Origin of the sequence: Ammoniphilus sp. CFH 90114 (assembly GCF_004123195.1) — a bacterium.
In the GTDB taxonomy this organism is placed as follows: domain Bacteria; phylum Bacillota; class Bacilli; order Aneurinibacillales; family RAOX-1; genus YIM-78166.
The window spans coordinates 36,080-58,674 of record NZ_SDLI01000005.1 but is presented as its reverse complement, the minus strand read 5'-3'; the positions used below and the strand labels follow the sequence as shown (position 1 = coordinate 58,674).

The following is a 22,595-nucleotide window of genomic DNA, read 5'->3' as shown; positions in this document are numbered from 1 at the left end:
TCGCACTTCGCTGTTGACGATCATCGACTTTCGATCTGCACAGACAGCAAAGCCTGCTTACTCGACCTCTCTAAGAACTCTACCTAGTCTTTTAACTCCTTCGATGATCGTCTTTTCATCCGCATAGCTAAAGGAGAGGCGAAGATATTCTACTCCCTCTTCTTGAATCAGAAAGAAATATTTTCCAGGCACATAGGATACCCCTTCTTCCAATGCTTGAGCTAATAATTCGGAAGTATCGGCTGCAACTCTGAGCCATACAAAATATCCGCCCTCTGGCACATACCAGAAAACCGATTTCGGCAAGTATTCTTCGAGTGCAGAAAGTAAGACGGAGCATTTGGCCTGATAGGTGGCTCTTAAGGTTTCTAATCGCTCTCTCATATCCGTTCTCTCTAGATAAGCAGCCATCGTGGCTTGAGCAAAGGGATGGTCCAGATCCTTTTTGAACCAAGCCATAGCCTTAATAAATTCAGGTGCTGCCGCTGTCCATCCAATTCGCATGCCAGGGGCTACGACTTTCGATAAAGAGCCAACATGGAGGACACGACCATCAGAATCCATCGCTTTTAATGGGGTAGCATGTGTTTTAAAGTATAATTCCCCGTAGGCGTCATCCTCTAAAATAAGGAAGTTGTATTTGACCGCTAACTCCAATACATGCTTTCGTCGCTCTTCTGTCATCGTCGTGCCTGTTGGGTTTTGGAACGTGGGAATGGTATATAAAAACCGTGGAAGGCTGAGTCCTTTTTGTTTCCGCTCTTCTAGTAGATTTTCTAAGAGGTCCGTTTGTAGTCCATGCTCGTCCACTGGAATACTAATAAAATGAGTCGTGTAGTTCCGAAAAATCTCTAACGCTTCCATATACGTGGGGGCTTCGACGGCCACAAGGGTTTGATCGTCGATGAGTATCCGAGCAATAAGATCAATCGCCTGACAGGCACCGGATGTAATTAACAGCTCTTTTTCTGAAACCTGTATCCCACGTAAAGCCAACCTTTCTCGGATCAGCTCATTCAGTTTTTTCTTTTTAGGACTTCCTAAATAATGCAACGGTAGATCCTTCTCTTCTTCAAGCAGGCTAATTGCTGCAGTCTTGATCTCTTCCACCGGTACAAGATGAGGCGCCGGGTAGCCAGAGCTTAGACGGATGCACCCCTCTGGAATCGTTGGCATCCACTCCCCCGGTGGATCATTCTTCAGTGCTTCTTTACTATGTTTAGAAAAAAAAGATTCGACATTCACGTTATCATTCACCTTTCGTTTCATTCACGTACGTCTTTCTAAATAAAATAGAAAGTATTGGTAGAAACCCATGCTCTCTTTTATATTAAACTATAACTTTATAACGATTCAAATGAATTCCTAGGAATCTACATAAAAAGACCCAGAACGGATTCCTCACCGTCCTAGGCCACCTTCCTCTTCCTTATTTAATCCACTGCACGATATCTTCTATATTTTTTCTGGATTTCTGCCTCTTCGGTTCATGGGCTCGGTAGCCGAAGGCCACCATTACGGATACAGCGAGGTGGTCATCCTCTAACAAATTCTCCTCCTTGAGGATTTGTTGAACTTTTTCCATATTAAACCCTTCGATCGGACAAGAATCAATGCCTAGCATGGCGGCTGTCGTCATCATATTCGCCAAGGCAATGTAGGTTTGCTTTCCGGCCCAATCCAACATGGTTCGTTCATTTTCCAAGAGTTTCAGATCTTCTTCCTGAAACGTTTGGTACCTACCTATGATCTGTTCAAATACTTCTGGTGGAAATCCATGTACATTAATCATCTGATTTCTGACATATTCAGAGTCAAACTTTGTATCTTTGATCGTTCTAGCTAGAATGATGACGAAGTGACTTGCCGTTGGCAATTGTCCTTGTGCTCCCCAGGAAACGCCTCTTAACTTTTCTCTCAGTTCACGATTTTGAATTACGAGGAATTTCCAAGGCTCATAACCGCAAGAGCTTGGTGAAAGTCGGGCGGCCTCCAAAATTACACGGAAGTCCTCCTCTGCGATAGTTTTCGTTGGATCAAATTCCTTCGTCGCATGTCTAAATCGAAACGCATCAAGAATATTTTCCTTACTCATGATTACTTCTTGCATATGTATTCCTCCTCATCAGGCTACTTAGCCTACCTTTATTTAACTTCTCCAATAACAGGAAAAAGTATGGATGCTTAATCTGAAACTATATTTGTTGCAATTTACAAAAAAATAAACTCTATGGTCGTTGTTCATCCTCTCTTAGCATGAAGGTTACTGTAATTATATATAATACAGTTATACAAGTCAATATGGATGGAGTGTCCCACTTATTTTATTGAAGCATACCATTGCCGACATCGCAGTAGATTTTGAAATCAACCATACGGGGACGCTTAAGAACCCGCGATCAAAGCCGGAGAATAAAACCTTGCCCACCCCAACAGGGAAGCAGGGTTTTATAAAAACTTAAACATCGGATGCGTTTGTTTTGCTAGAATTAGTCTGCTTTCCTACTTCCTACTTCGTCTCGATTGCATACGATATGTAAAACTAGTCAAAGGGTTGCTGCTTTATGGCCATTTTGCATAAAACTTTACTATCTAGCCTTCTGGCTACCTCCCTACTAAGTGGGGTTGCTTTGGCGGATCAGAAGGAAGAGAGTCATTATCGAGACCTTCACGATACCCCATGGGCAACTTCGAGTATTCAGAAGCTGTATAATGAGGGCATGTTAAGGGATTTCAAGGATGCTGTCTTTTTACCTGCAAAAGCGATAACAAGAGCTGAATTCGTATCCCTTCTTTCTAACGCAATTAAAGAAGAGGTAGAATTAAAGGCGGTTCCCTTTCATGATGTAAACCCAAACGATTGGTTTTATGAATCTATAAAGAAACTCTATAGTATGGGAATGATCAAAGGCGTGGATGAAAACGCATTCCACCCTGAAAAAGCCATTTCACGAGAGGAAGCCGCGGTTATTGCTGCTCACGCTTTTGGTTATTCTCATAAAGGAAATCCCCCCCTCTATAAAGATTATAAGCAAATCAGTCCGTGGGCCCGGTCAAGTGTAGCTGCTCTATTCGAACATGATATCATGCTGGGTTCGAACCAACACTTTCGCCCAAAGGACTCCCTCACACGGGCAGAAACAGCCGTTTTATTACATCGCATTCTCCATGGAAGCCCCCCTACCTATGCTCCTCCCCCTCAAAAAACACCTTCTAAAGAAATAAAAAAAGTCCCCTCCTTCAAGAAAAAACTAGTAAAAAATGTAAACATGTTGCTAGAAACCCCATACCGATGGGGTGGAGCAACAATAAAAGGATTTGATTGCAGTGGTTTCACTCAATACGTTTTCAAAGAATTAGGCGTGGAGCTTCCTCGAACAACAAGGGAGCAATTTAAGGTAGGAAAAATCGTTTCCATGAAAAAAATGAAGGTCGGCGATCTCATCTTTTTTGATACGGGTAAAGGTTATATTAGTCATGTCGGGATCTACATGGGGGATAAAAAGATGGCACATGTGGGAAGCAAAGGCGTCAAAATCGATAAGCTAGATTGGTATTACAAGAACTATCGAGTTGTCGGTATTAAGAGGATAGAAAGGAAGTAACCGCAAGGTTCATGTTACATGGACTACTTTCCACTCGGTCAGCAGACCCTACCTTAGGAAGTATCAGGCAAATAAAAACCCCTTTCTATTATCACTAGAAAGGGGTTTTCTCAATTCGTAAAGACTCTAGCAGACTCGTATGGTCATTTTAGGTCAATGTTCATCCCTAAACCAAACGCCCAAATACAACTTTATCAATGGCTACAAAATCGTTGCGGTCGACTGAAGATGAAGGGATAGAAAATTGCACCCTTGCCGCTGCCGTCCCAGGAGGTGCCTTTTCCGTGATACCCGTATATACCAACCACCTACTGCCTACTGCAGGTGCAGAGATCCCCCGTCCAAAAAGGCTAAGTCCTAATCCAATTTCCTTGCCGTCACCATCTAACCATAAAACCTTGACCAGTGCATCAGCTATTGCAACACCAGCCCCTAAACGTCCAACCCTCAGACCATAGTTAAGTAAGAAGCAGTGGTTCTCAGCATTGGCAATCGGAACATCTTGAAAGATGATGCCTCCAACCCCTACATCCGTTCTAGCTTCGGTAGTTCCCTCATAAACAAAATTTGTAGCAACTGCTTGTGTGCTAACCGGTGTCCATTCGATCAAGCCATCTTCGAAACTGGGGTTTTGTATTAAATTTGCCGAACCGGCCCTGGCTAGGAGAACCTGGTCGATTTTTAGGGTACTGCCCTCGTCCATCACAGGGTTAAAAAGGATCCTCGCCATTACTGCACCAGGAGGAGCAGGATCTGTGATATCCAGGTATGTCAGATAGTTCACCTGATTGTTCAAGATGTTAGTTGGAATGTTTATTTCTAACCCAGGAGACCCAATCGTGTTGTTTCCTGCATCCAGCCACTGCACTTGAACTGTCATAGCCGCCACCCCACTAGCAAAAGCACCAAAACTAAAGAGGTAGGGGGCGTTGGAAGGCTGGTTCCCAATGAATACATCTTGGAAGAGGGTACCGCTTAATGTAGTCGTCACATCGACTGCACCCTGTAGAGGACTTCTAAAAGTCGGTTGAAATGTGGGCCCGGTCCAACTCTGCAATCCCACTTCAAAACTAGCGTTTTGTACAAGATTCATTGTGTTTGTTATAGCCAAAATAACTTGATCAATAGAAACAGAGCCTCCAGGTCCACTACTAAACAACAGGCGTGCAAAACGAGCACCAGGAGGCGGGGAATCCGTAATATCGTAAAAAGTGACCCTTGCATTGATATCACTATCCGTAGTGAATTGGGGAATGAACAGTCTTAAACCCGTGCCTATTTCTCGGCGCTTGGCATCCAGCCACAACACGTTTATTGTCATCTCGGGCTGAGAAGAACCAAAAGCATTGAAACTTAACAGCAAGGGAGAACATTCGGTACCAATTAATGCAACATCCTGAAACATATGAGCTATATCAGGACCCATGGTCGCGACCTGCGTTCCCTCAAAGTGCAACGAATTGGTAAGAGTAACATTTTCACTTGTCCAATCAGTTAAACCCGCTTCAAAGCTGGGATTTTGCACCAAATTAAAACACCTATGCCCGATAGCCGGAGTTACTTTTCTACAACCCACAATCTATCATCTCCTATTTATCATGTTTCAGTAGCTTCCTCTCTTTTGTAATAGTCTATGATTTCGATGGTAGTAGAGTGAGAACTTTCTCCGAATCTCAATACCTAAATAATATTCTAGTATTCATAACGATACTTGCTGACCGTTACTTCCGCCGTATCAGTTTTTTCACTTTTCTAGAAACTATGAAATAGAGAGGCCCAGAAACACCCGCAAGAAGAACGGAAGCCATCCATAAAGTCGGATTTCGTAATCCATAGGCTATGAATGCCAGGACGATGGATAAGACGAGCACGATAAAGGCATCCCTCTTTTTGTCCCTGGCATGTTCAAACTCAAACGATCTTCGCTGTGCTTCCTCCTGCCACTCTCGGTATCTGCGCGGTTCCTCCAACAAGCTAGGAAGGCTTTGAAGCGTTTGAAAGAAAGGCTGTCCTTGAACCCAACTGGCCACCAGCTTCCACCATCCACCCTGATGCTGCTCAAACCACTCCTTAAGAATGGGCTCACCCAGCCCGACTACATCTCCGTCAGGATAGATCGTGGCAATCAGCCCTTCCACCGTGATAAAGGATCGACCCAAAAACACGAAGCGTGTCGGTACCTGAATCGGCAGGGCCTCAATCACCTTCTGAAGCTCCATCTTCATTTTCAACATTTCCATTTGAGTCATCTGCTTAAACGATTTCAGGTCAAAAGAAAGAGCTTCTTCAAGCATCACTTCCATCTCTTTTCGGTTGGCGGAAGGAAGGACAAATTCCAGCTTGATCAGGTGCTCCACCGCTTTGGCATAATTTTTCACACCTAAAGCAATCAGAAGCTGCTGAAGGTGCTCCGCGTCTTTTTTGCTGATTTCCCCCATCATCCCAAAATCAAGGAGAATGATCTCACCCTTCTCATTCACCAGGACATTGCCGGAATGAGGATCGGCATGAAATTTTCCTTGCTCCAAATACTGAGGTATAAAAAGCTTCAAGAGCCTTTCCGCCAAACCTTTTCTGTCGATGCCGGATTGGTTCAAAAAGTCAGTATCCGTAATCTTCTGTCCTTCGACCCACTCCATGACCAATACTTTTTTCGTGGTGTATTCCGAATACACTTCGGGTATATAAACCTGCACCTCTTCTCTTTGAAATCGCTCCTTAAACTGTTGTGCGGTCTCCATTTCCTTTTTAAAATCCAACTCCCGCTCGATAACCGTCTTCATTTCCTTGTATAGCATAGGGAAATTCGCCTTATCTGAAAAAGGAGTAAACCGCGCAATCCATGTGATGATCCTTAGAGCTTGAAAGTCCGCTGCAATGACCTTATCAATACCGGTGCGCTGAATCTTCACCGCCACACTCGTTCCATCCAGCAGCTCCGCACGGTACACCTCCCCAATCGATGCGGACGCAACCGGTTCGCTTCCGACACTTCGCAAAATTTCACGGTAGGATGTTCCCCATTCCCGTTCAAGCTGTACCCTCGCTTGATCCCAACCTCCGGCTGGAACCTGATCTACAAGCCGCGTAATTTCTTCGACAAAAGGCTTAGGAAGCATATCCCCTCTAGTACTTAAGAATTGCCCCACCTTAATAAGTAAGCCTTGAAGCCGAATGGCCTTCTCCCTAAACTCTCGCGCTTGGCGCCGCATTAATCCATCCCATTCATGCCCCGTTTTTTTCCTCCATTGGTACCAAAAAATCTGTAAGAAAAACCGGAGCGCCATCCCCACTATGGAGACCATCCGAAACCATTTCCACTTCATGAAACCCTTCCCCCTAAAAATACGTATGGATTTCCTTATTCTTCACAAAGGTACATAATCCTCCAACTGGCTTAGTATTATGGTTATGAATGGGTCAGTTTCTTACCCAAGGGGGTATCCACGAGAGCGAACGAGGCTCGTATACTGACATACTCAAGCTCTTTTGGGCTTGCCCGGTCCGAATGAGGCTCGTATTCTGACAAGTTCTAGCTCTTTTAGACTTGGCCTGTCCAAATAAGACTCGTATTCTGACACACTCAAGCTCTTTTGAGCTTGCCCTGTCCAAATGAGACTCGTATTCTGACTGACTCAAGCTCTTTTGGGCTTGACCTGTCCAAATCAGGCTCGTATTCTGACAGACTCAAGCTCGATTGGCCTTGCCCTGTTCAAATGAGGCTTGTATTCTGACAGACTCAAGTTCGATTGGCCTTGCCCTGTCCAAATAAGACTCGTATTCTGACAGACTCAAGCTCTTTTGGCCTTGACCTGTCCGAATCAGGCTCGTATTCTGACACACTCAAGCTCTTTTGGCCTTGCCCTGTCCAAATGTGGCCCTATTCGACCTTCACCAGATAGGAGGCTTTAGATCTTTAATTATTCGTATCTCAATTATATCTCCTCTTTTTGCATAGAAAATAACGGATAAAGGAAAATAACTTAGCCAGGGCTTTGACGACATTTCTACCCAATGGAGACTTAGTTACCGAAGAGCCGAAAGAAAAAAACCTATCCAATCGTAATGTTGGATAGGTTTTTTGTTTTAATTGAGCAGTGGCAAGCCCTTCAACTTTCACTTACCGTTCAAGCATTTAAAAATGGCGTAAATCCCTAACCTGAACATCCCCGAAACGAGCATAGCACCTTGGATAATATCCCTATAGCTCTTTTGACATTAGGGTACATACACGACTTCAAATTGCTCAAACACAACAGGAAGCTCTTCGGTAAACTCTTTTTCAAGTTGCTCACAAATCTTCTTATAGTAGATTACATGCACCCTTCTCCAATAGTCCAGACTCAGATCGCCTTCTCCTTCAATCCGAGCGTGTTCCTCTGTAACGTCGCGAAAAGGAAGGATTTCGACCTTTGTCGTTTGGATGGAGCGATCCCATGCCAGTCAGTGATCACGCTGTAGTCTCCCACTTGCGGTAAGGGCTCGTTGTTTTGTTCAAATGACCATAACGCAGCAGCCGTGGCTTTTTTCTGTCCGTTCTTCACGAGATAAGCCAACTTATTTGCCGATTCTTCTGTTAGCTCAAAGTGCCAGGAAGCATAGCCCTTTTCAGAAGGCACTCCCTTCTTGCGAAGAAAGTCCCTCCACATCGCTCTTACGGATTCGTGTTCTGGTTTCAATCGAAGTTCTCCTTTATAAAAGCTAAAACCTCTTGAACATGCCCCTTTACCTTTACCTTCGGATAAACCTTCGCAATTCTCCCTTCCTGATCGATCAAAAAGGTCGATCGCTCAATCCCCATGTACTCTTTTCCATAGTTTTTCTTGAGCTTCCATACGCCATATTTCTCTGCCACTTCATGACTCTCATCGGCTAAAAGAATAAAATTCAGATCGTGCTTCGCGATGAACTTTTGATGCTGCGTGATTGGATCGGGGCTAATGCCGATGACCACGGTATTCAAGGCTTGAAAGGACGCATAATCATCACGAAAATCACACGCTTCCGTCGTACACCCAGGAGTCATATCCTTAGGGTAAAAGTAGAGAACCACGTTTTTTCCTTTAAAGTCAGACAACGTCACGTCTTTTCCATTACTGCCAGGCAACGTAAAATCCGGCGCCCATTGCTTCACTTCCATCATATTCATTCCTCCTATCATTTTGCTTTTCTTCTATTCTACCAATTTTTATAGCTCTCTATTAGCCAAAAAGAAACCAGTTCCTTACCTCTCCAAATAAGCCTCGTATTCAGACCGTTATATACATACAGCTGATCTATGGAGTTGATGACTCAACTTTTCTTAGAAATGATTCAACTGCCACTTGCCAAGCTTCCGGCTGATCATAATGAAGGAAGTGACCCGCGCATACAACACGAGTCATATAACCAAAAGCAAGTAGAACAAGTCTCCGAATTTGCCTTCTCCCCCCGCTTCTTATCCCATTCGCAAATAGACCATGAAAAAAGAGTATAAGTCAGGATCAGCCCTTCGCTCATACTCTTTAACGTTTATTCTATTTTGATTCTATAGGTGTAACTCGTTCGCAAGAGCTCATTTGCCGTTTCAACGTCTTGTACATTTGCCATAACAAAATTATCAAAAACCAACGGATGGGTCCATGTATCCGGTTTTGTCCTTTGAACCGTAATGACCGTTGCACTCACTACATTTTTATTTTTATCTAGCACTTCAAGTGTAAAGATAGGCTTTCGATTCAATTCCTTGGTGATGTTAAACGAAACATTCACATCATATCTTCCAAATACGGTTCCCGTAACTCCTTTAAATGCGTCGGGGAAAGCGGTTAACGATACTACTTCAATTCCTTCTACCTTATAGAGTGGATACGCCTCATCAGGTTTCTTGATTTGGACAGTGGAGGATTCACCATTCCAGGTCACATCATAACCTAGTGCTTCCCCCACCTTACGCAACGGTACGTAAGTCGTTCCATTATAAATAATAGGTGTTGCTGCAGAAGTATCAATGAGATTTCCTTCGTTTGTTATTTTAATATGTGGCGCTAGTTTGGCGCGGATTTCACTTACGGCATGCGTGACCATGGGGGTTGAAGCCACGATCGCTATAAGACCAACTGCCATAGCTAATTTTTTCAACTTCATCTCTCCTCTCCCTAATTGATGAACTTATTCCGCTCAAACAAGTGGTACTTGTTTCCTTAAAAAGGATATAATTCCAAACAGACTAATTTTAACATGTCATTTTAATAGAATCATCGTAAGAAAGTCCCAAATCTACGATCCTGCTTGATTCTACCTTAACAATGCGGCAAGTCCCCAACCATGGGTATCCCCGGCGCGAACACATTCGATTGTTTTGAGCGGCAAGGGAGAGAGTTGATTACTTTTTCACAGCATGGACATAATGGATCGTTTCGAAGGCAGTCAAATCATCCGTTCGGTGTTGAAAGAATCGCTCATTAATCTCGTTGGGGGATAAATGTTCATAAATAAGTAAACCTGACTTTTCTAGCATTTTCTCCATTTCCCAATAAGTGAAACAAGATTTGATGGGTTCTCCACCTTTTGATGCCATTTTTAGCATATTTTCAACTCGGTTAGACTTCCCTTTCTCTATAAAGAGGTTTTCGTCTGCATAATCAAAAACGATAGAACTTCCCGAGGGCATATCGGCAAATAAATCTTGTATTAACCTTGCATTCTCTTCTTTTGTTAAATAATAAGAAACGCCTAGTAGGTTAAAGAACGTTTTTTTGTTTTCAAACCCTTCATTTGATAGATTCTGATAAGAAAACGTCTCGGTAAAGTCCATGGGAACAAAATGAAGATGGCTTGGAATATCAAGATTTGCCTGAGCCAATCTACTCTTTTTAAACTCCTGGGTGGCTGGTTGATCCACCTCAAATATTTCTAAGCTACCTTTCCATTCTGGATGTCTAAAAGCAAACGTATCCAGCCCAGCTCCTAGGATGACATATTGCTTTAATCCTAACGACATTTCGTTCAATAATACTTTTTCGCAATAGGCAGCACGGGCTAAGGGAGTGGGAGAAAGCTGCACTTGAATAATCCATTTTAACTTTTCGTCTGGATCATCTCGAAACTTTTCCGTCCTATCTTGGTTGAAAAACGAAAATCCTTGAATCATATACTGACTGATGTTCGAAAATTCTTCTTGGAGTAGCAAATCTTGTGCAATAAAATCGTCGAAAATTTTTGGCGTGTCATATTTACTGTGGTATGCTCGAGCAAAAGCTGATATCAAGGACGTTAAACTGGACTCATTTGGCTTCATGCCATTTCCTCCCCATAAAAAAATAAGATTCCCCTGAACAGGAGAATCCTATTATACAAACATATTTTATAAATGTAAATTATAGAATAAATACTAATTTTTGTCAATGTATTTTTGTATAATAATGAGCCTATCGTAAAGGATTTTGTTGATGAAGGCTCTAAGACAGATATTCACGCGATGAAAGGATATGATGGTTATGCCCCCAAAAGTACTTGTCACAGGTGCAACGGGTAACATTGGCTATGATGTGGTGAAAGACCTTTTGAAAAAACGCGTCGCGGTCAAAGCAGCGGTCCGCGATGTGCAGAGAGATTCCAGTAGGTTTAAAGGTCTAGAGGTGGAGGTTGTTCCCTTTGACTTCTTGAAGCCTGATACATTTGAGCCTGCGCTGGAAGATGTTGATCGCCTGTTTTTAATGAGACCGCCCAAGCTAGCTAAGCCCCAAACGGAGATGAAGCCGTTCTTTAGGGTATTGAAAAAAGATGTCATTTCCCAGATTGTATTCGTGTCCTTGATGGGCGTTGAAAAAAATCCAGTCGTTCCCCACCGTAAAATCGAAAATATGATTAAGGCATCCAAAATACCATTCACATTTTTGCGGCCTGGTTTCTTTATGCAAAATTTAAATACCACGCATCGAGAGGATATCGCCATACGAAACGAACTCTTTATACCAGTGGGCCGTGCGAAAACCAGCTTCATTGATACAAGGGATATCGCAGCTGTTGCGGCAGTCTGCCTTTCATCTGAAGGGCATCTTGGAAAAAGTTATACCTTAACAGGGGCAAAAGCCTTTAATTACTACGAGATTGCTGACATCCTCTCCAACATCTTAGGAAGGAAAATAGAATACAAGAATCCATCCTTGCTGCAGTTTAGGCGCACGATCATCCGCCGCGGGATTCCCGAGGAGTTTGCCAATGTGATGACAATGCTTTACTTCATCACAAGACTCGGAACCGCAGAAAAAGTAACGACAGATGTAAAAAACATTCTAGGGCGAGATCCGATTTCATTTGAGCAATATGCGATGGATTTTCAATCCTTTTGGAATGAATGAGAAGTAGTTGTCGTTCTCCTTTCCGGACAAGCCTCGAATCGTGATAACTACGGTCCCTACATGAATCGACCATTCATTGAAATCGACTATTTTCTCCACCATACATATTAGGAAGATCATGGGAAAAAATAAAGGGCGTACGAAGCACTAAAGGAGGGAAAGTCAAATGCAGCCTTTAACCACGAAGGAAACAGAGTATATTGTTGATTCTTTGTCTAATGAGGATCTTGCAATAAAGCAGTGTATCGCTCTTGCTACACATACTCAAAACCCTGCAATCCAAAGGATATGCTTAGATTTAGCGGGCCGTCACCAACAGCATTATCAAATGCTATTGGACAGTTTGCAGCAGCATATCCCATTGGCGCCACAGTATCCCCAACAATAATAGGAGGTGAGTTCCATGTATCAGCAAGAATCCTTTACCTATAACAAGCCTGTCCTACCAGAAAAGGATTTAGCGTATTCCATTTTGGCAGACCTTAAAAGGATTGTTAGAGAGTACACAACAGCCGCAACGGAGTCAAATTGCCCTATGGTCCGACAGATGTTTAACAACCTCGTTCAGGACACTTTAATGATGCAAGGGCAATTGTACACCGTCATGAAGCAACAGAATATGTACGGTACGTCAACTCAGGCTTTAAGGCAGGAAATAGATAAGCAATACAGAAACTATCAAAATACACAGCAGCAAACACAACAGCTGCTTCAGCAGCACCTAGGAAGACTTCCCATGCAGACGAGCACGCCTTCTCCTACGATGCAATATCAAGGAAATCCATTCCAAATGTAAAGTACGTGAAAATGCGTAAAGCCCTACCCAGCTATCGACTTCTGGTGTAGGGTTTTTCTAGAACGTCAAATTGATAGATCTATTGCTTTTCATCATGGCTTGCTTTTCTTTTTACCGATGTTGTTATCACTTACTCTTCAACATCCCAGCAAGTTCACTTAGAGAATGATACTGTTTAAGTTGATAGTTTCGCCCTACTTTCTCCATGTAGCCTTTATCGCAAAATTGGGTAAGCACATGCAATAGATGACGATAGGATACACCTAAATAATCACAAACGGTTACATGCTTCTCTTTGTAAACCCCTTTATCAGCCGTTCGCAGGATAAAGTCCGCCAGCCGGTTTTCAAGAGGAAAGGCTAGGCTTTGTGAATATTTTGCAGACATCTTGGTGGCCTTTACACTTAGAAATTTGGCCAGTTCCCGTAAGAATTTGGAGTCTTCAAGCAATTGCCCTCGAAACTTTGGAATAGAAAGGGCAAAACAAACGGTGTTCGTTGAAGCTTGAATCCCTTTGGTATAGTACACGTCATGTATTAATTCCATTTCTCCGATGTAGTCATTGGCACTGATAAAATTAATTAAGGAAACTTTCCCATTTTGATGGGTTACATACGTTTTGGCTGCGCCACTAATCACATAAAAGAGAAAATCCGGTCTCTTGCCTTCTTGAATAATCCATTCATCCCGTTGATATTCGTGCACTTCTATAGACTCTTCCACGTTAAAAGAAAATAAATGCGCGATAGAGTTTTCCTCCAAGTATTGCCGCTTTTTCTCACCTTTGTAAATTTCCATTATCCACCTCAAAATAGGAGATATCTCATATTATTCTGCCGCATGTCCATGATATTATCAAGCAAAGGTGGGATAACGAATGAATACACATCGCTGGATGAGTCTACAATTTTTTAGTTTTTTTATGACTTGGGGCATTTTTTTACCTTATTGGACAGGTTGGATGATCTACACAAAAGGAATTACCGTTTCAGAAGCTAGTTTGATTATGAGCTTAGGTTTGGTTGCTAGAGGGATTTCAACTTTGTTTGCCTTTCCTTATTTATCAGGGAAATTTAGCAGTAAAACCATATTAAATGTAGCAGGGTTAGGGACGTTCTTGGCTTTATTGTGTTATATACCCTCAAGCTCCTTTACAAGCTTACTGATCATTACATTAGTCCTTCATTTATTTTACCCAACGTTGATGCCTGCTTTAGATAGCGCTGCTGGCGTCCTTGTTCAAAGAAAACAATTAGAACATTACGGCCGAAGCCGACAGTGGGGTTCCATCGGGTTTGTAGTGGCTGGCATGATGTTAACGGTCTTTACAGGAAAGCTTGGAGATGAAGTCGTTTTATGGGTACTCTTACTTAGTATTTTCATTTTCGTGGGTCTGGGCTTTACTCGTGCACCCGCTATTTTATCCGAAAAGCCGCAGCAAGCTGACCCATTGCAAAAAGAGAGCCTACTCAAATTATTTACGATTAAACATTTCCCTTTAGTCCTGCTTATCGTGATTTTATTACAAGCGGCACATGCCTCTTATTACAATTATGGCTATCTGTTTTTACAAGACATTCAGGCGCCGAAATATTTGATTGGTGTGATTATTAACATTGCCGTGATCGCGGAAATCCTTTTTTTCTCCATCGCCGATACGAAATTCCAACACTTTTCCGTAGGCTCCTTGCTGGCACTCGCAGCTCTTGGCTCCTCCTTACGTTGGATCTTAATCTTTGCCTTTCCGAATGTGATCGTTTTCTGTATCGCGCAAACCTTGCATGCCTTCTCGTTTGCTATGGGGCATTATGCCTTTATGAAATACCTGGTCGATCACGTTCCCCCTACGCAAGTTGCGAAAGCACAAGGCGTCTATTCCGCGCTTGCCCTTAGCTGGAGCACGGCCGCGTTCACGATTTTTGGCGGTTATTTATACGAAATCGAGCCTCGTTATGCCTTTATTGGAATGATTGCCTGTTCCATACCTTCGATGTTGCTCGCACTGGTCTATCGGAAACAGCAAAATAGATTGACCCAAGTAAAAGAAAAAGCTGTTATCCTTTAATACGAAGGATAACAGCTTTTTAATTCTCTCATTTTAAAATACTCATCTTGCATACCCCTCACGTTCTTCGGCAATCATTATGCACCAATCAACGACAATAACCTGTCAGCTAGTATCTATTCAGTGAATGAGTGATTTATCTTCATAACGTACTCAGCCGTAGTTCATAAAAATACTGCACAATGGGATGCTTTAGTTTCATCTTTTCGGTCATATTCAAAATTCGCTTTTTTCCAACTCGTCTATCCACCAAAGCAAGAATATTCAATAAGATATCATTACTCTCTAAGCTTTCCTCTATAGAAATGGATAAAAATTGATTAGCTACAACGATGAAATTTGATTTACTCAATGATGTCTGTGCTGACAAAAGCTCCTTTGCATGTTCTGATATTTTTCTACTTCTTGCCATTACTTTCAGACGATCCTCCGGAACTTTGCCGTTAGTATCTTTCCTGACCGCTTCAATTTCTTCATTGCTAATAGGAATCTCGATATCTGGATCATTCTTAATTTCCTGCTCCGTCTGATACCATCTGTTTAAGGTAGTTCTATCACTCATATTAAGTACGTTCTTTTTATCTACCGAAATATAACAAATACCTGCTTTATCAGGTAAATAACGGTAGCCGGTTGCACGGTATTCAACCCTTCCATATAACGCAGGACAAAGAAAGCTCTCCAGTTGTTGCTTTAACTTGCTCCAGGCCATGTAATCCTCCTATGTTCCCTATCGTTCTATTCTCTATAATACAATAACCAACCCATCGGATGATACCAAATACAAGTAACCTTGTGTTTCTCACATTTGACAATACCCTAGCTGTTCTTCCGATAAAAGTGCGAAACTGTGGGTCAAAGCGATATTTTTTATGGGCTTGGCCAATATGAAGGGATGCCCGTTCTTAGTTCAATCCCATCTCGAATGAATCATTTTATGGATGCAGTGTATCTCCATCTCCTGATTTCCCTGCTTTCCTGATAGATAAACCATATCCGCTTTCATATTGTCAATCTTCAATTCCAACCGTTCTAAAATGGGAAGGATATCGTCATGCGAATGATAATTCATTCGACCAGCTAGGGTCCGAATGTCTTCGAAAGAGCGCTCTAAACGTTTTTGGCCTTCCTTTATGGCTTGGAGATCTTTTTTGAAAGGTTTTAATTCTTCCTGGAGAACGGCACGCAACCCTTCTGCAATATCTTCCATAAGTTAATCACCTCTTGTAGGAGTAGAAATAAAGACAAACAACACACCAAAAATTTTGAATAGTATGGATAGGTATGGAACGAGACTGGTCTAGGGGTAGATAAGAGGTAGTCTTAGGGGGATAAAAAATAGGGGATTAGCTTTTCAAATTGAAGATTTCCTTTTCATGTTCTACGATCTTGTGATCATAAAAGCGCATCCCTTGTTTGATTTCCTTGATCGCATGCGTATTTCCTTGTACTTCTACTTTCAATTCCCGTATCGCTTGCCTATTTTCTTGTACTTCTCCTTTCAATTCCCGTATCGCTTGCCTATTTTCTTGTACTTCTCCTTTCAATTCTCGTATTACTTGCCTATTTTCTTGAATTTCTTCCTTCAGGCTGATTTGTCCTTGTTCAAGTGCTTTTTGTCCTTTCTCCAATGTAACAAGCTTCTCAAAAATCAGCTGCAACATCTCATTTTGATTCATTCATGTTCACCTCCTTGAGATCTATTTTACCACAGCTCGTCCTTACGAGGAAAGAAAAAGCATCGATCTGACTCCGATGCCAAAAGTAAACTTCTTTATTATCTTCAGAGATGCTGTGTATATTCTTCGTCCAGATACTCCTGGGAGAAATTTTGCACCAGATGCAGCAAGCACTCATAATCGAATGTCTTATTAAAACGGTTGATCTAACAAACTTTGAATCCAAAAACCTTTGCTGCAGTTCGGATTCACAAAGTAATGTGAGGGTACTTTGCTGTTACACCCTAAATCCCTTATAGCGGCCATAGGCCTTGCCATAACGGATAATTTTACGAAACATCCGCTGATCCTCCAGTTTCATGAACGGATGAGGCTCCGGAAAGGTATTCACTTCGAGGATCCATGGCTTGAACTGGGGATCGAAGGCGACATCGAGGCCGATTTCTCGAATAGCTGGGTACAGTTTTTGCAAATGATTGGCCGTGGTTAAGCCCAAATGGTTTAAGCGAGCCTTCAAGCGTTTGGTTTGGGGTTTGGGGAACAAGATATCCACGGAAACACTTTCCGCCCCTTGGCTGCCATTCGTGACAATTCTTCCCTGTTGAGCCAGCCGACCGACCATGCCTGTGGTTTCCCATTGTTGGCGGGGGCCTATTTGCACCATAACGCGAAGATCATAAGCGCGCCCATTGAACTGGGTAAGCTGAATCCCCTTTTGAATCAAATAGTCCTTAATTCCTGCAAAGGCTAAAACATACTTCTCCATGGATTCATAGGAAGAGAACGAGCGGACCTTAATGCCCGTCTGACAGCGATAGACCGTGCTTCCGCTTCCCCCTGATTTCGCGATTTGCATCACACCGATCCCCTTCGATCCCCGATCCGGCTTAATATAAATCATGGCATATTGACCCAGCATGGCGCGAAGGTTCGCTGTAGTGAGTTTCTTGGTTGCAGGAACCCATCGCGCCACTTGGCTATTTTTCATTAAGGCCTGCGTTTTTGTCCATTTGCTGGGAAGACGAAATGTATAGTGCTTCTCTTTCATCACTTCCACCCCCATTTACTATATGAGGGCGCCGATTAGGGTGACATCGCGGGTTTCATGGTCTTGGCATTCTTCTCCCTGTGCTCATATACATACATATCACGACCAGGAAGAAGGGGAAAAAGATGAGCGCGGCAGAGCGCAACTGGAAACAAAAAGCAAATGAGGTCACGTCCGTATTCCCATGGTATAAGGACCTGTTTTCCTGTACACCGAAGAACTTGGAAGATTTCCCGCTGATGACAGCGGAGCTTTTGGAACAGCATTATTATACACAGCCCTTAACAAGCCCAGATTCTACCCCGCTTCATGTCTATCAGACCTCAGGCACCAGCTCCAAAGTCCGCAAGCAAATTTATTATTCCGAAGCCGATGATCAAGTCTATATCAACCTGAAAACCGACGTATTCCATCAATTCATAAAAGACGCGGGTGTCCGAACGGCGATGGCGGATATGGGAACAGGCCATGCGGCAAGCACGGCCCTGAAGATTTTTGATCAATTGCACTTGCACAGTCAAGAGATCTCCTTCCAACTGCCCATTGCAGAACACGTCAAGCAGCTGAAAGACTTTCAACCCGATCTCTTCTATACGATGCCGTCGATTTTAGATCACCTGGTATATGCAGCGGAAAACCCAGCCGAATTCGGTATTAAGAAAATCATTCTCGTGGGAGAAATCGCGACCAAGCCATGGATCAAGCGAATGGCTCAGCTATTTTGCATTCAGCCCACAGATATTATGGATACTTATGGATCCATCGAGATCGGAACCATTGCCTACTACTCCCATGAGCACGACCGATACCTTCTTGTCGATGGGATGCTGGCTGAAGGCATTGGAGTGGAAGCCATAAATCTGGATATCGATCCGCTGAGAGAAGATGAGCAGATTCTGGTTCTCACCTCCTTTGCCCGAAAGATGTTTCCCGCGATCCGTTTTGTCACCTACGATGTGGTCCGCGACTTGAAGCCGATCCAGATCCAGGGCGAATGGAGGCAAAGCTTCAAGAAGCTGGTGAAAAGAGTCGGTACCGAACTCAAGCACGGGGAAAAAATCAGCCTGTATGATATTGAAGAAATCGTTTATCGTTATCTTCCCAAGGCAGGCATTCGCGTGAAAGTCAGCGGCAACGCGCTCAGAGTCTTGATTCAAAGTCCATTTCTCGAGGAGGCCGTCAAGCATCAGATTCAGCATGAATCGAACATAAAATACCTGAGATCGGAGAAATGATTGAACATAAGATCCTCGATCGGATCCAGGTGATCGCGGTTCCTGACGGCGAGCAGCTAGATAGGGGAACCGTAAAAAACAAGAAGATCTATGAATAATTTCTACTATGGCTTCGAATTCAAAAAAAGGAAAAAAGGCAGATCTCCGTGGATCTGCCTTAGTGGACTGCTTCCTGCATGGTGGGGTGTTGGATCGTTTATCTAATTTCTACAAAAGTAATATTAGCCTAACTCTTTTTACAATAAGATCAACGTTGAGTTCTCTTGTACCTACAATGGTCTCGAGTTCCCACTTGTGCAGTTTCCTATAAATGATCTACCGATTTCACATAAACCTTGAAAATTGGGTTATCGTAAAGCACTTCGCGTCTCAACTAAGAGACTGTCACCAGGTAAAACGCGAGCACTTTACTGATGACGTGCATGTTACTAAATCATTGTAGCCAAACACCACATCATCCCTTCTAGTTAAAACAAAAAGATGGTAACACCCCCATTTATAATGGAAGTATTACCACCTACGTTTTAGGTAATTGCTCTTTAACAATGTCTAATTCATCTTGCATACACTTTATATCTGCTTCATTTTGGACGGAGCGAGAAGATAGCATTTCAATGACTCGTTGCTGCCTATTCTGAATGGTAGCTAACTGCTTGGCTTCGCTTCTTGCTTCTGTTCGACTTTCCACTAATATCTGCTTCATTTCTTTTTGGTCAGCTTTAATTTCTTTAAGTTCTTCTAGAATTTGCAACAGAATTTTTTCATTCACTCCGGTCACTCCCTTCATTCTTTTTATTATACCAGACGTAATTGAATGTTGCCTCTAATTCCTGATATTCCTACAAGACTTTTTCTTTTTCAATACTTGCGAGGTACTATAAAGCGCTTCGCGCTTTACCTTATGAATGGGGTCAGTGCCTTACCTGAGGGGGTATATCCGAAGTGAGTAAAGGATATATTTAATATAAAAATAAAGCCATCTCAAAAACTTACATGAGATGGCTTATTGACGTTTAAGCCTCAAACAAAACCATCCATTCATCAATATGAATCGATGATATCTTGCCGTCCTTCATCGTTAGCCCGCAATATTCCTGCATTCTCTGATCCGCCTGAAGAATATGCTGCTCCACTCTTGTCACTTGTTCTTCCGATTTTGTAGTCCGTCTTACCCATGTCGGGAAGTCAAAGTTTTTTTTGCGCAAGCGAGAATTAACGATTTCCAGCCCTGCTTCGTTTGCCCAGGCCGTCCACTCTTCGGTTCGGTGGCACCGTCCATGGCTTTCGTCTCTGATATATTCCAGCGTATTTATAAACTGGTCTAGTTGATCGTCGGCCGGTACGACATTGTCGATAAACAGAAACTTCCCTCCTGGCTTCAGCACCCTAGCTGCTTCGCGTACGAACTCCTTAGGATTCGGAAAGTGATGAGCGGCAATGCGGCAGGTTACGACGTCAAATGTTTTATCTAGGAAGGGAAGATTCTCTGCATCTGCGACGATGTACCAGACATTGGGACAAGTCGGCGCGAGATGCTTTTGAGCAGTCGCCAACATATCGCGAGTGAGATCCGTGGCAAACACATGGGCCACATGTGGAGCTAAGTGCTTCGTCACATGCCCCCCGCCTGTCGCAATGTCGAGAACCGTCCAATCCGGCTTCGGCTGGAGCCACTCTAGCATCAGGGTTAAGTCATCCCCTTTCGCATGCGTTTCGCTCGTTACGTACTTTTCAGCATTTCTCGAAAACTGGTCTTTCACGGCATCCTTGATTTTCTTAGGATCTTGCTCTTGCATGTCCGTCCCTCCTCATCTATGCTTCCTCATTAATAATAACCTTCTTCCCTCTCATCTTCAGAATCAGCGGAACCAACATCCACAATGCCGCTACAATCAAGAAGACTAAGGAAATGGGCTTCTGCAAGAAAACCATCAAGTCCCCATTCGAACCCGTTAACGCTCTGCGAAGGTTGTTTTCAATCATTGGCCCTAGAACCAGACCAAGGACCAGCGGGGCTACAGGGAAGTCATTCTTCGTTAAGAAGTAGCCAACGACTCCACAACCGATCAGGAGCATTAAGTCAAAAGTAGTATACTGCACCGCATAGACCCCGAAAAACGAGATGGCAATGATGATAGGAAGTAAATATTTGGCTGGGGTTTCAATCACTTTCGCAAACACTTTGACTAAGGGCATATTCAAAATGAGAAGCATGACGTTCCCAATAAACATACTGGCGATTAATCCCCATGCGACTTGAGGGTGATCCGAAAACAATAAAGGACCTGGCTGAATGTTGTACATGATCAAAGCACCCATGAGGATGGCCGTGGTTCCGGAACCAGGAATCCCTAAGGTAAGTAAAGGAATCATGGCTCCTCCGGAAGCCGCATTATTAGCGGATTCGGGTGCAGCGACTCCAGCTATCGCTCCTTGACCAAACTTGCTTGGATTTTTGCTCAGCTTTTTCTCCATGATATAGGAGAAGAACGAAGCCAGTGTCGCTCCTGCGCCTGGAAGCAACCCGATAAAGAATCCAAGGAACGAACCACGTGCGATAGGTACGGCACTCTCCTTCATGTCTTGCTTGGTCGGAAGAATGCGTCCAACTTTCGCAATCACCGCTCCTTCCCCATCTTTTTCAAGAATGGTCTTAAATACTTCTCCTAACGCGAATAATCCTACAGCAACGGTCAAAAACTCTAGACCAGAATACAACACAGGGGTATCATATGTGAAACGGGCGACGCCGGATACATTATCGAGACCAATGGTAGCCAGAAGAAGGCCTGAGATCGTCATCATAAGGGCCTTGGTCATGGATTTTCCCGCGAGTCCGCTCACCGCACACAATCCAAGAATCATCAGGGAAAAATACTCTGCTGGACCAAAGGATAAGGCTAAATCGGATAAGGGCTCAGCTAAGATCACAAGCCCGACAATCGAGACGATCCCAGCGAAAAAGGAGCCGATCGCCGCAATCGATAGGGCTTGGCCCGCACGGCCTTGTTTGGCCATTTGATACCCGTCAAGTGCGGTCACGACAGAAGAGGATTCTCCGGGCGTGTTCAATAATATGGAAGTCGTTGATCCGCCATACATCGCTCCATAGTAGACCCCTGCGAGTAAAATAATAGAGCTCGTTGCTGCTGAACTGGGATCCAATCCCGAAGTTAAAGTCGAGGTCACGGGAATGAGCAAGGCCACCCCACTCATGGGCCCGATACCCGGCAGGACCCCTACTGCTGTACCAATGAGCACGCCAAAAAACGCAAATGCGAGGTTATGCCACTGAAGAGCGACAGCAAAACCGTTAGCTAGAAACTGTAATGTTTCCATCTCTACCTCCTAATTGAACCATACTGGAAATCCTGGTAAGGAACCTTCCAAGACTTCTACAAACAAATAATAGATACCATAGGAAAAGCCGCCAGAAATCAAAATCGTCTTGAGCCATCCGCCTTTTTCCATCGTTTGAAAACCGATCAGCAAAAACAAAAAGGTAGTAATCACATAACCTATCGGTTCTAGTAACAACCCATACAAGATGGCGGAGACAAGGATAATGCCAAATCTTTTATAGTCTAAGGACTGACCTTTTATTTTCAATGAGGAATAAAACCGAGTTTCATAGAATAATCGCATACTTAGTAGAATCAAAATAAGGCCTAGGCCCATAGGAAACATATCTGGACCCACGCTGCTTCCGTAAGCACTCGCCGAAATTTTCCTGCTTTCCACAATAAACGCTATACCGATTAAAAGAAACACCATGCTGGCTGACCTATCAAACACCGCATTCATCTTGGCTCACCTCCATTTTCA

Annotated in this window: 25 protein-coding genes; 7 read left to right on the top strand and 18 right to left on the bottom strand. The window is 43.3% G+C overall.

The genetic code is table 11. From position 1 onward, the window contains the following. Positions 1–57 precede the first annotated feature (57 nt). On the bottom strand, positions 58–1,245 hold the full coding sequence (locus EIZ39_RS12570; RefSeq protein ID WP_129200336.1) for an aminotransferase-like domain-containing protein: 1,188 nt from the start codon (positions 1,243–1,245) through the stop codon (positions 58–60). Positions 1,246–1,429: 184 nt separating this feature from the next. Continuing rightward, positions 1,430–2,110 (bottom strand): NAD(P)H-dependent oxidoreductase, encoded by a 681-nt coding sequence (locus tag EIZ39_RS12565; protein WP_240675795.1) that lies wholly within the window; start codon positions 2,108–2,110, stop codon positions 1,430–1,432. Between the two features lie 454 nt (positions 2,111–2,564). On the opposite strand from EIZ39_RS12565, the gene EIZ39_RS12560 reads away from it, so the two are divergent. Further along, on the top strand, positions 2,565–3,605 hold the full coding sequence (locus EIZ39_RS12560; RefSeq protein WP_129200335.1) for an NlpC/P60 family protein: 1,041 nt from the start codon (positions 2,565–2,567) through the stop codon (positions 3,603–3,605). Positions 3,606–3,771: 166 nt separating this feature from the next. Here EIZ39_RS12560 and EIZ39_RS12555 read toward each other — a convergent pair whose 3' ends face one another. From EIZ39_RS12555 to bcp, 5 genes are all read right to left on the bottom strand, one after another. After that, complete coding sequence (locus tag EIZ39_RS12555) at positions 3,772–5,130, bottom strand: hypothetical protein (protein ID WP_129200334.1); 1,359 nt, start codon at positions 5,128–5,130, stop codon at positions 3,772–3,774. A gap of 196 nt (positions 5,131–5,326) precedes the next feature. Further along, positions 5,327–6,931, bottom strand: a complete 1,605-nt coding sequence (locus EIZ39_RS12550; RefSeq protein WP_129200333.1) for an ABC1 kinase family protein — start codon at positions 6,929–6,931, stop codon at positions 5,327–5,329. Positions 6,932–7,823: 892 nt separating this feature from the next. Further along, entirely contained in the window at positions 7,824–7,970 is a 147-nt protein-coding gene (locus EIZ39_RS27075; RefSeq protein ID WP_240675810.1) for an ASCH domain-containing protein, read from the bottom strand. Continuing rightward, a complete protein-coding gene (locus EIZ39_RS12545; RefSeq protein ID WP_205668549.1) occupies positions 7,949–8,284 on the bottom strand; it encodes an ASCH domain-containing protein in 336 nt (111 codons plus the stop codon). The genes EIZ39_RS27075 and EIZ39_RS12545 overlap by 22 nt, the downstream gene beginning before the upstream one ends. Further along, a complete protein-coding gene (gene bcp, locus EIZ39_RS12540; protein ID WP_129200332.1) occupies positions 8,281–8,748 on the bottom strand; it encodes a thioredoxin-dependent thiol peroxidase in 468 nt (155 codons plus the stop codon). The genes EIZ39_RS12545 and bcp overlap by 4 nt, the downstream gene beginning before the upstream one ends. 141 nt (positions 8,749–8,889) lie before the next feature. Between bcp and EIZ39_RS26630 the strand changes: the two genes are divergently transcribed. Then, positions 8,890–9,081 (top strand): hypothetical protein, encoded by a 192-nt coding sequence (locus EIZ39_RS26630; protein WP_164985071.1) that lies wholly within the window; start codon positions 8,890–8,892, stop codon positions 9,079–9,081. A 35-nt stretch (positions 9,082–9,116) separates the two neighbouring features. Here EIZ39_RS26630 and EIZ39_RS12535 read toward each other — a convergent pair whose 3' ends face one another. Continuing rightward, on the bottom strand, positions 9,117–9,731 hold the full coding sequence (locus tag EIZ39_RS12535; protein WP_129200331.1) for a stalk domain-containing protein: 615 nt from the start codon (positions 9,729–9,731) through the stop codon (positions 9,117–9,119). Positions 9,732–9,969: 238 nt separating this feature from the next. Then, a complete protein-coding gene (locus EIZ39_RS12530; RefSeq protein WP_129200330.1) occupies positions 9,970–10,884 on the bottom strand; it encodes a class I SAM-dependent methyltransferase in 915 nt (304 codons plus the stop codon). 199 nt (positions 10,885–11,083) lie between these two features. Here EIZ39_RS12530 and EIZ39_RS12525 point away from each other — a divergent pair, with 199 nt between their 5' ends. From EIZ39_RS12525 to EIZ39_RS12515, 3 genes are all read left to right on the top strand, one after another. Next, entirely contained in the window at positions 11,084–11,947 is an 864-nt protein-coding gene (locus EIZ39_RS12525) for an SDR family oxidoreductase (RefSeq protein ID WP_129200329.1), read from the top strand. 166 nt (positions 11,948–12,113) lie between these two features. Beyond that, the gene (locus EIZ39_RS12520) at positions 12,114–12,335 is read left to right on the top strand and encodes a hypothetical protein (RefSeq protein ID WP_129200328.1); all 222 of its coding nucleotides are present in this window, start codon (positions 12,114–12,116) and stop codon (positions 12,333–12,335) included. 15 nt (positions 12,336–12,350) lie between these two features. Then, positions 12,351–12,743, top strand: coding sequence for a spore coat protein (locus tag EIZ39_RS12515; protein WP_129200327.1), 393 nt, complete (start codon positions 12,351–12,353; stop codon positions 12,741–12,743). A gap of 126 nt (positions 12,744–12,869) precedes the next feature. Here the strand turns inward: EIZ39_RS12515 and yeiL are convergent, their stop codons facing one another. Continuing rightward, complete coding sequence (gene yeiL / locus EIZ39_RS12510; RefSeq protein ID WP_129200326.1) at positions 12,870–13,541, bottom strand: transcriptional regulator YeiL; 672 nt, start codon at positions 13,539–13,541, stop codon at positions 12,870–12,872. A gap of 79 nt (positions 13,542–13,620) precedes the next feature. Between yeiL and EIZ39_RS12505 the strand changes: the two genes are divergently transcribed. After that, positions 13,621–14,808: an MFS transporter gene (locus EIZ39_RS12505; RefSeq protein WP_129200325.1), complete on the top strand. Its 1,188-nt coding sequence runs from the start codon at positions 13,621–13,623 to the stop codon at positions 14,806–14,808. 142 nt (positions 14,809–14,950) lie between these two features. On the opposite strand, the gene EIZ39_RS12500 is transcribed toward EIZ39_RS12505, so the two are convergent. From EIZ39_RS12500 to EIZ39_RS12485, 4 genes are all read right to left on the bottom strand, one after another. After that, positions 14,951–15,520 carry an SF0329 family protein gene (locus EIZ39_RS12500; RefSeq protein ID WP_129200324.1) on the bottom strand — a complete coding sequence of 190 codons (570 nt, stop codon included), beginning with the start codon at positions 15,518–15,520 and terminating at the stop codon, positions 14,951–14,953. A gap of 198 nt (positions 15,521–15,718) precedes the next feature. Beyond that, complete coding sequence (locus tag EIZ39_RS12495) at positions 15,719–16,018, bottom strand: hypothetical protein (RefSeq protein ID WP_129200323.1); 300 nt, start codon at positions 16,016–16,018, stop codon at positions 15,719–15,721. Between the two features lie 136 nt (positions 16,019–16,154). Then, positions 16,155–16,487 (bottom strand): hypothetical protein, encoded by a 333-nt coding sequence (locus EIZ39_RS12490; protein ID WP_129200322.1) that lies wholly within the window; start codon positions 16,485–16,487, stop codon positions 16,155–16,157. Between the two features lie 277 nt (positions 16,488–16,764). Next, positions 16,765–17,535, bottom strand: coding sequence for a YheC/YheD family protein (locus EIZ39_RS12485; RefSeq protein ID WP_164985070.1), 771 nt, complete (start codon positions 17,533–17,535; stop codon positions 16,765–16,767). A gap of 80 nt (positions 17,536–17,615) precedes the next feature. Here EIZ39_RS12485 and EIZ39_RS12480 point away from each other — a divergent pair, with 80 nt between their 5' ends. Then, positions 17,616–18,770, top strand: coding sequence for a phenylacetate--CoA ligase family protein (locus EIZ39_RS12480; protein WP_129200320.1), 1,155 nt, complete (start codon positions 17,616–17,618; stop codon positions 18,768–18,770). A gap of 517 nt (positions 18,771–19,287) precedes the next feature. Here the strand turns inward: EIZ39_RS12480 and EIZ39_RS12475 are convergent. The 4 genes from EIZ39_RS12475 to EIZ39_RS12460 all read right to left on the bottom strand — a co-directional run bounded on the left by EIZ39_RS12475 (position 19,288) and on the right by EIZ39_RS12460 (position 22,574). Further along, positions 19,288–19,539 (bottom strand): hypothetical protein, encoded by a 252-nt coding sequence (locus tag EIZ39_RS12475; RefSeq protein ID WP_129200319.1) that lies wholly within the window; start codon positions 19,537–19,539, stop codon positions 19,288–19,290. Positions 19,540–19,783: 244 nt separating this feature from the next. Further along, positions 19,784–20,566, bottom strand: coding sequence for a class I SAM-dependent methyltransferase (locus EIZ39_RS12470; protein ID WP_129200318.1), 783 nt, complete (start codon positions 20,564–20,566; stop codon positions 19,784–19,786). Positions 20,567–20,582: 16 nt separating this feature from the next. Next, positions 20,583–22,109 (bottom strand): tripartite tricarboxylate transporter permease, encoded by a 1,527-nt coding sequence (locus EIZ39_RS12465; RefSeq protein ID WP_129200317.1) that lies wholly within the window; start codon positions 22,107–22,109, stop codon positions 20,583–20,585. Between the two features lie 9 nt (positions 22,110–22,118). Then, positions 22,119–22,574: a tripartite tricarboxylate transporter TctB family protein gene (locus EIZ39_RS12460; protein ID WP_129200316.1), complete on the bottom strand. Its 456-nt coding sequence runs from the start codon at positions 22,572–22,574 to the stop codon at positions 22,119–22,121. Positions 22,575–22,595: the final 21 nt, after the last annotated feature.

Bases quoted from the DNA above. Each gene is read 5' to 3' on its own strand.
- EIZ39_RS12560 (WP_129200335.1), top strand. From the start codon at position 2,565: ATGGCCATTTTGCATAAAACTTTACTATCTAGCCTTCTGGCTACCTCC.
- EIZ39_RS12460 (WP_129200316.1), bottom strand. From the start codon at position 22,574: ATGAATGCGGTGTTTGATAGGTCAGCCAGCATGGTGTTTCTTTTAATC.
- EIZ39_RS12500 (WP_129200324.1), bottom strand. From the start codon at position 15,520: ATGGCCTGGAGCAAGTTAAAGCAACAACTGGAGAGCTTTCTTTGTCCT.
- EIZ39_RS12525 (WP_129200329.1), top strand. From the start codon at position 11,084: ATGCCCCCAAAAGTACTTGTCACAGGTGCAACGGGTAACATTGGCTAT.
- EIZ39_RS12490 (WP_129200322.1), bottom strand. From the start codon at position 16,487: ATGAATCAAAATGAGATGTTGCAGCTGATTTTTGAGAAGCTTGTTACA.
- EIZ39_RS12530 (WP_129200330.1), bottom strand. From the start codon at position 10,884: ATGAAGCCAAATGAGTCCAGTTTAACGTCCTTGATATCAGCTTTTGCT.
- EIZ39_RS12485 (WP_164985070.1), bottom strand. From the start codon at position 17,535: ATGAAAGAGAAGCACTATACATTTCGTCTTCCCAGCAAATGGACAAAA.
- EIZ39_RS12515 (WP_129200327.1), top strand. From the start codon at position 12,351: ATGTATCAGCAAGAATCCTTTACCTATAACAAGCCTGTCCTACCAGAA.
- EIZ39_RS12535 (WP_129200331.1), bottom strand. From the start codon at position 9,731: ATGAAGTTGAAAAAATTAGCTATGGCAGTTGGTCTTATAGCGATCGTG.
- EIZ39_RS12465 (WP_129200317.1), bottom strand. From the start codon at position 22,109: ATGGAAACATTACAGTTTCTAGCTAACGGTTTTGCTGTCGCTCTTCAG.
- bcp (WP_129200332.1), bottom strand. From the start codon at position 8,748: ATGATGGAAGTGAAGCAATGGGCGCCGGATTTTACGTTGCCTGGCAGT.
- EIZ39_RS12505 (WP_129200325.1), top strand. From the start codon at position 13,621: ATGAATACACATCGCTGGATGAGTCTACAATTTTTTAGTTTTTTTATG.
- EIZ39_RS12565 (WP_240675795.1), bottom strand. From the start codon at position 2,110: ATGCAAGAAGTAATCATGAGTAAGGAAAATATTCTTGATGCGTTTCGA.
- EIZ39_RS12470 (WP_129200318.1), bottom strand. From the start codon at position 20,566: ATGCAAGAGCAAGATCCTAAGAAAATCAAGGATGCCGTGAAAGACCAG.
- EIZ39_RS12495 (WP_129200323.1), bottom strand. From the start codon at position 16,018: ATGGAAGATATTGCAGAAGGGTTGCGTGCCGTTCTCCAGGAAGAATTA.
- EIZ39_RS12520 (WP_129200328.1), top strand. From the start codon at position 12,114: ATGCAGCCTTTAACCACGAAGGAAACAGAGTATATTGTTGATTCTTTG.
- EIZ39_RS12550 (WP_129200333.1), bottom strand. From the start codon at position 6,931: ATGAAGTGGAAATGGTTTCGGATGGTCTCCATAGTGGGGATGGCGCTC.
- yeiL (WP_129200326.1), bottom strand. From the start codon at position 13,541: ATGGAAATTTACAAAGGTGAGAAAAAGCGGCAATACTTGGAGGAAAAC.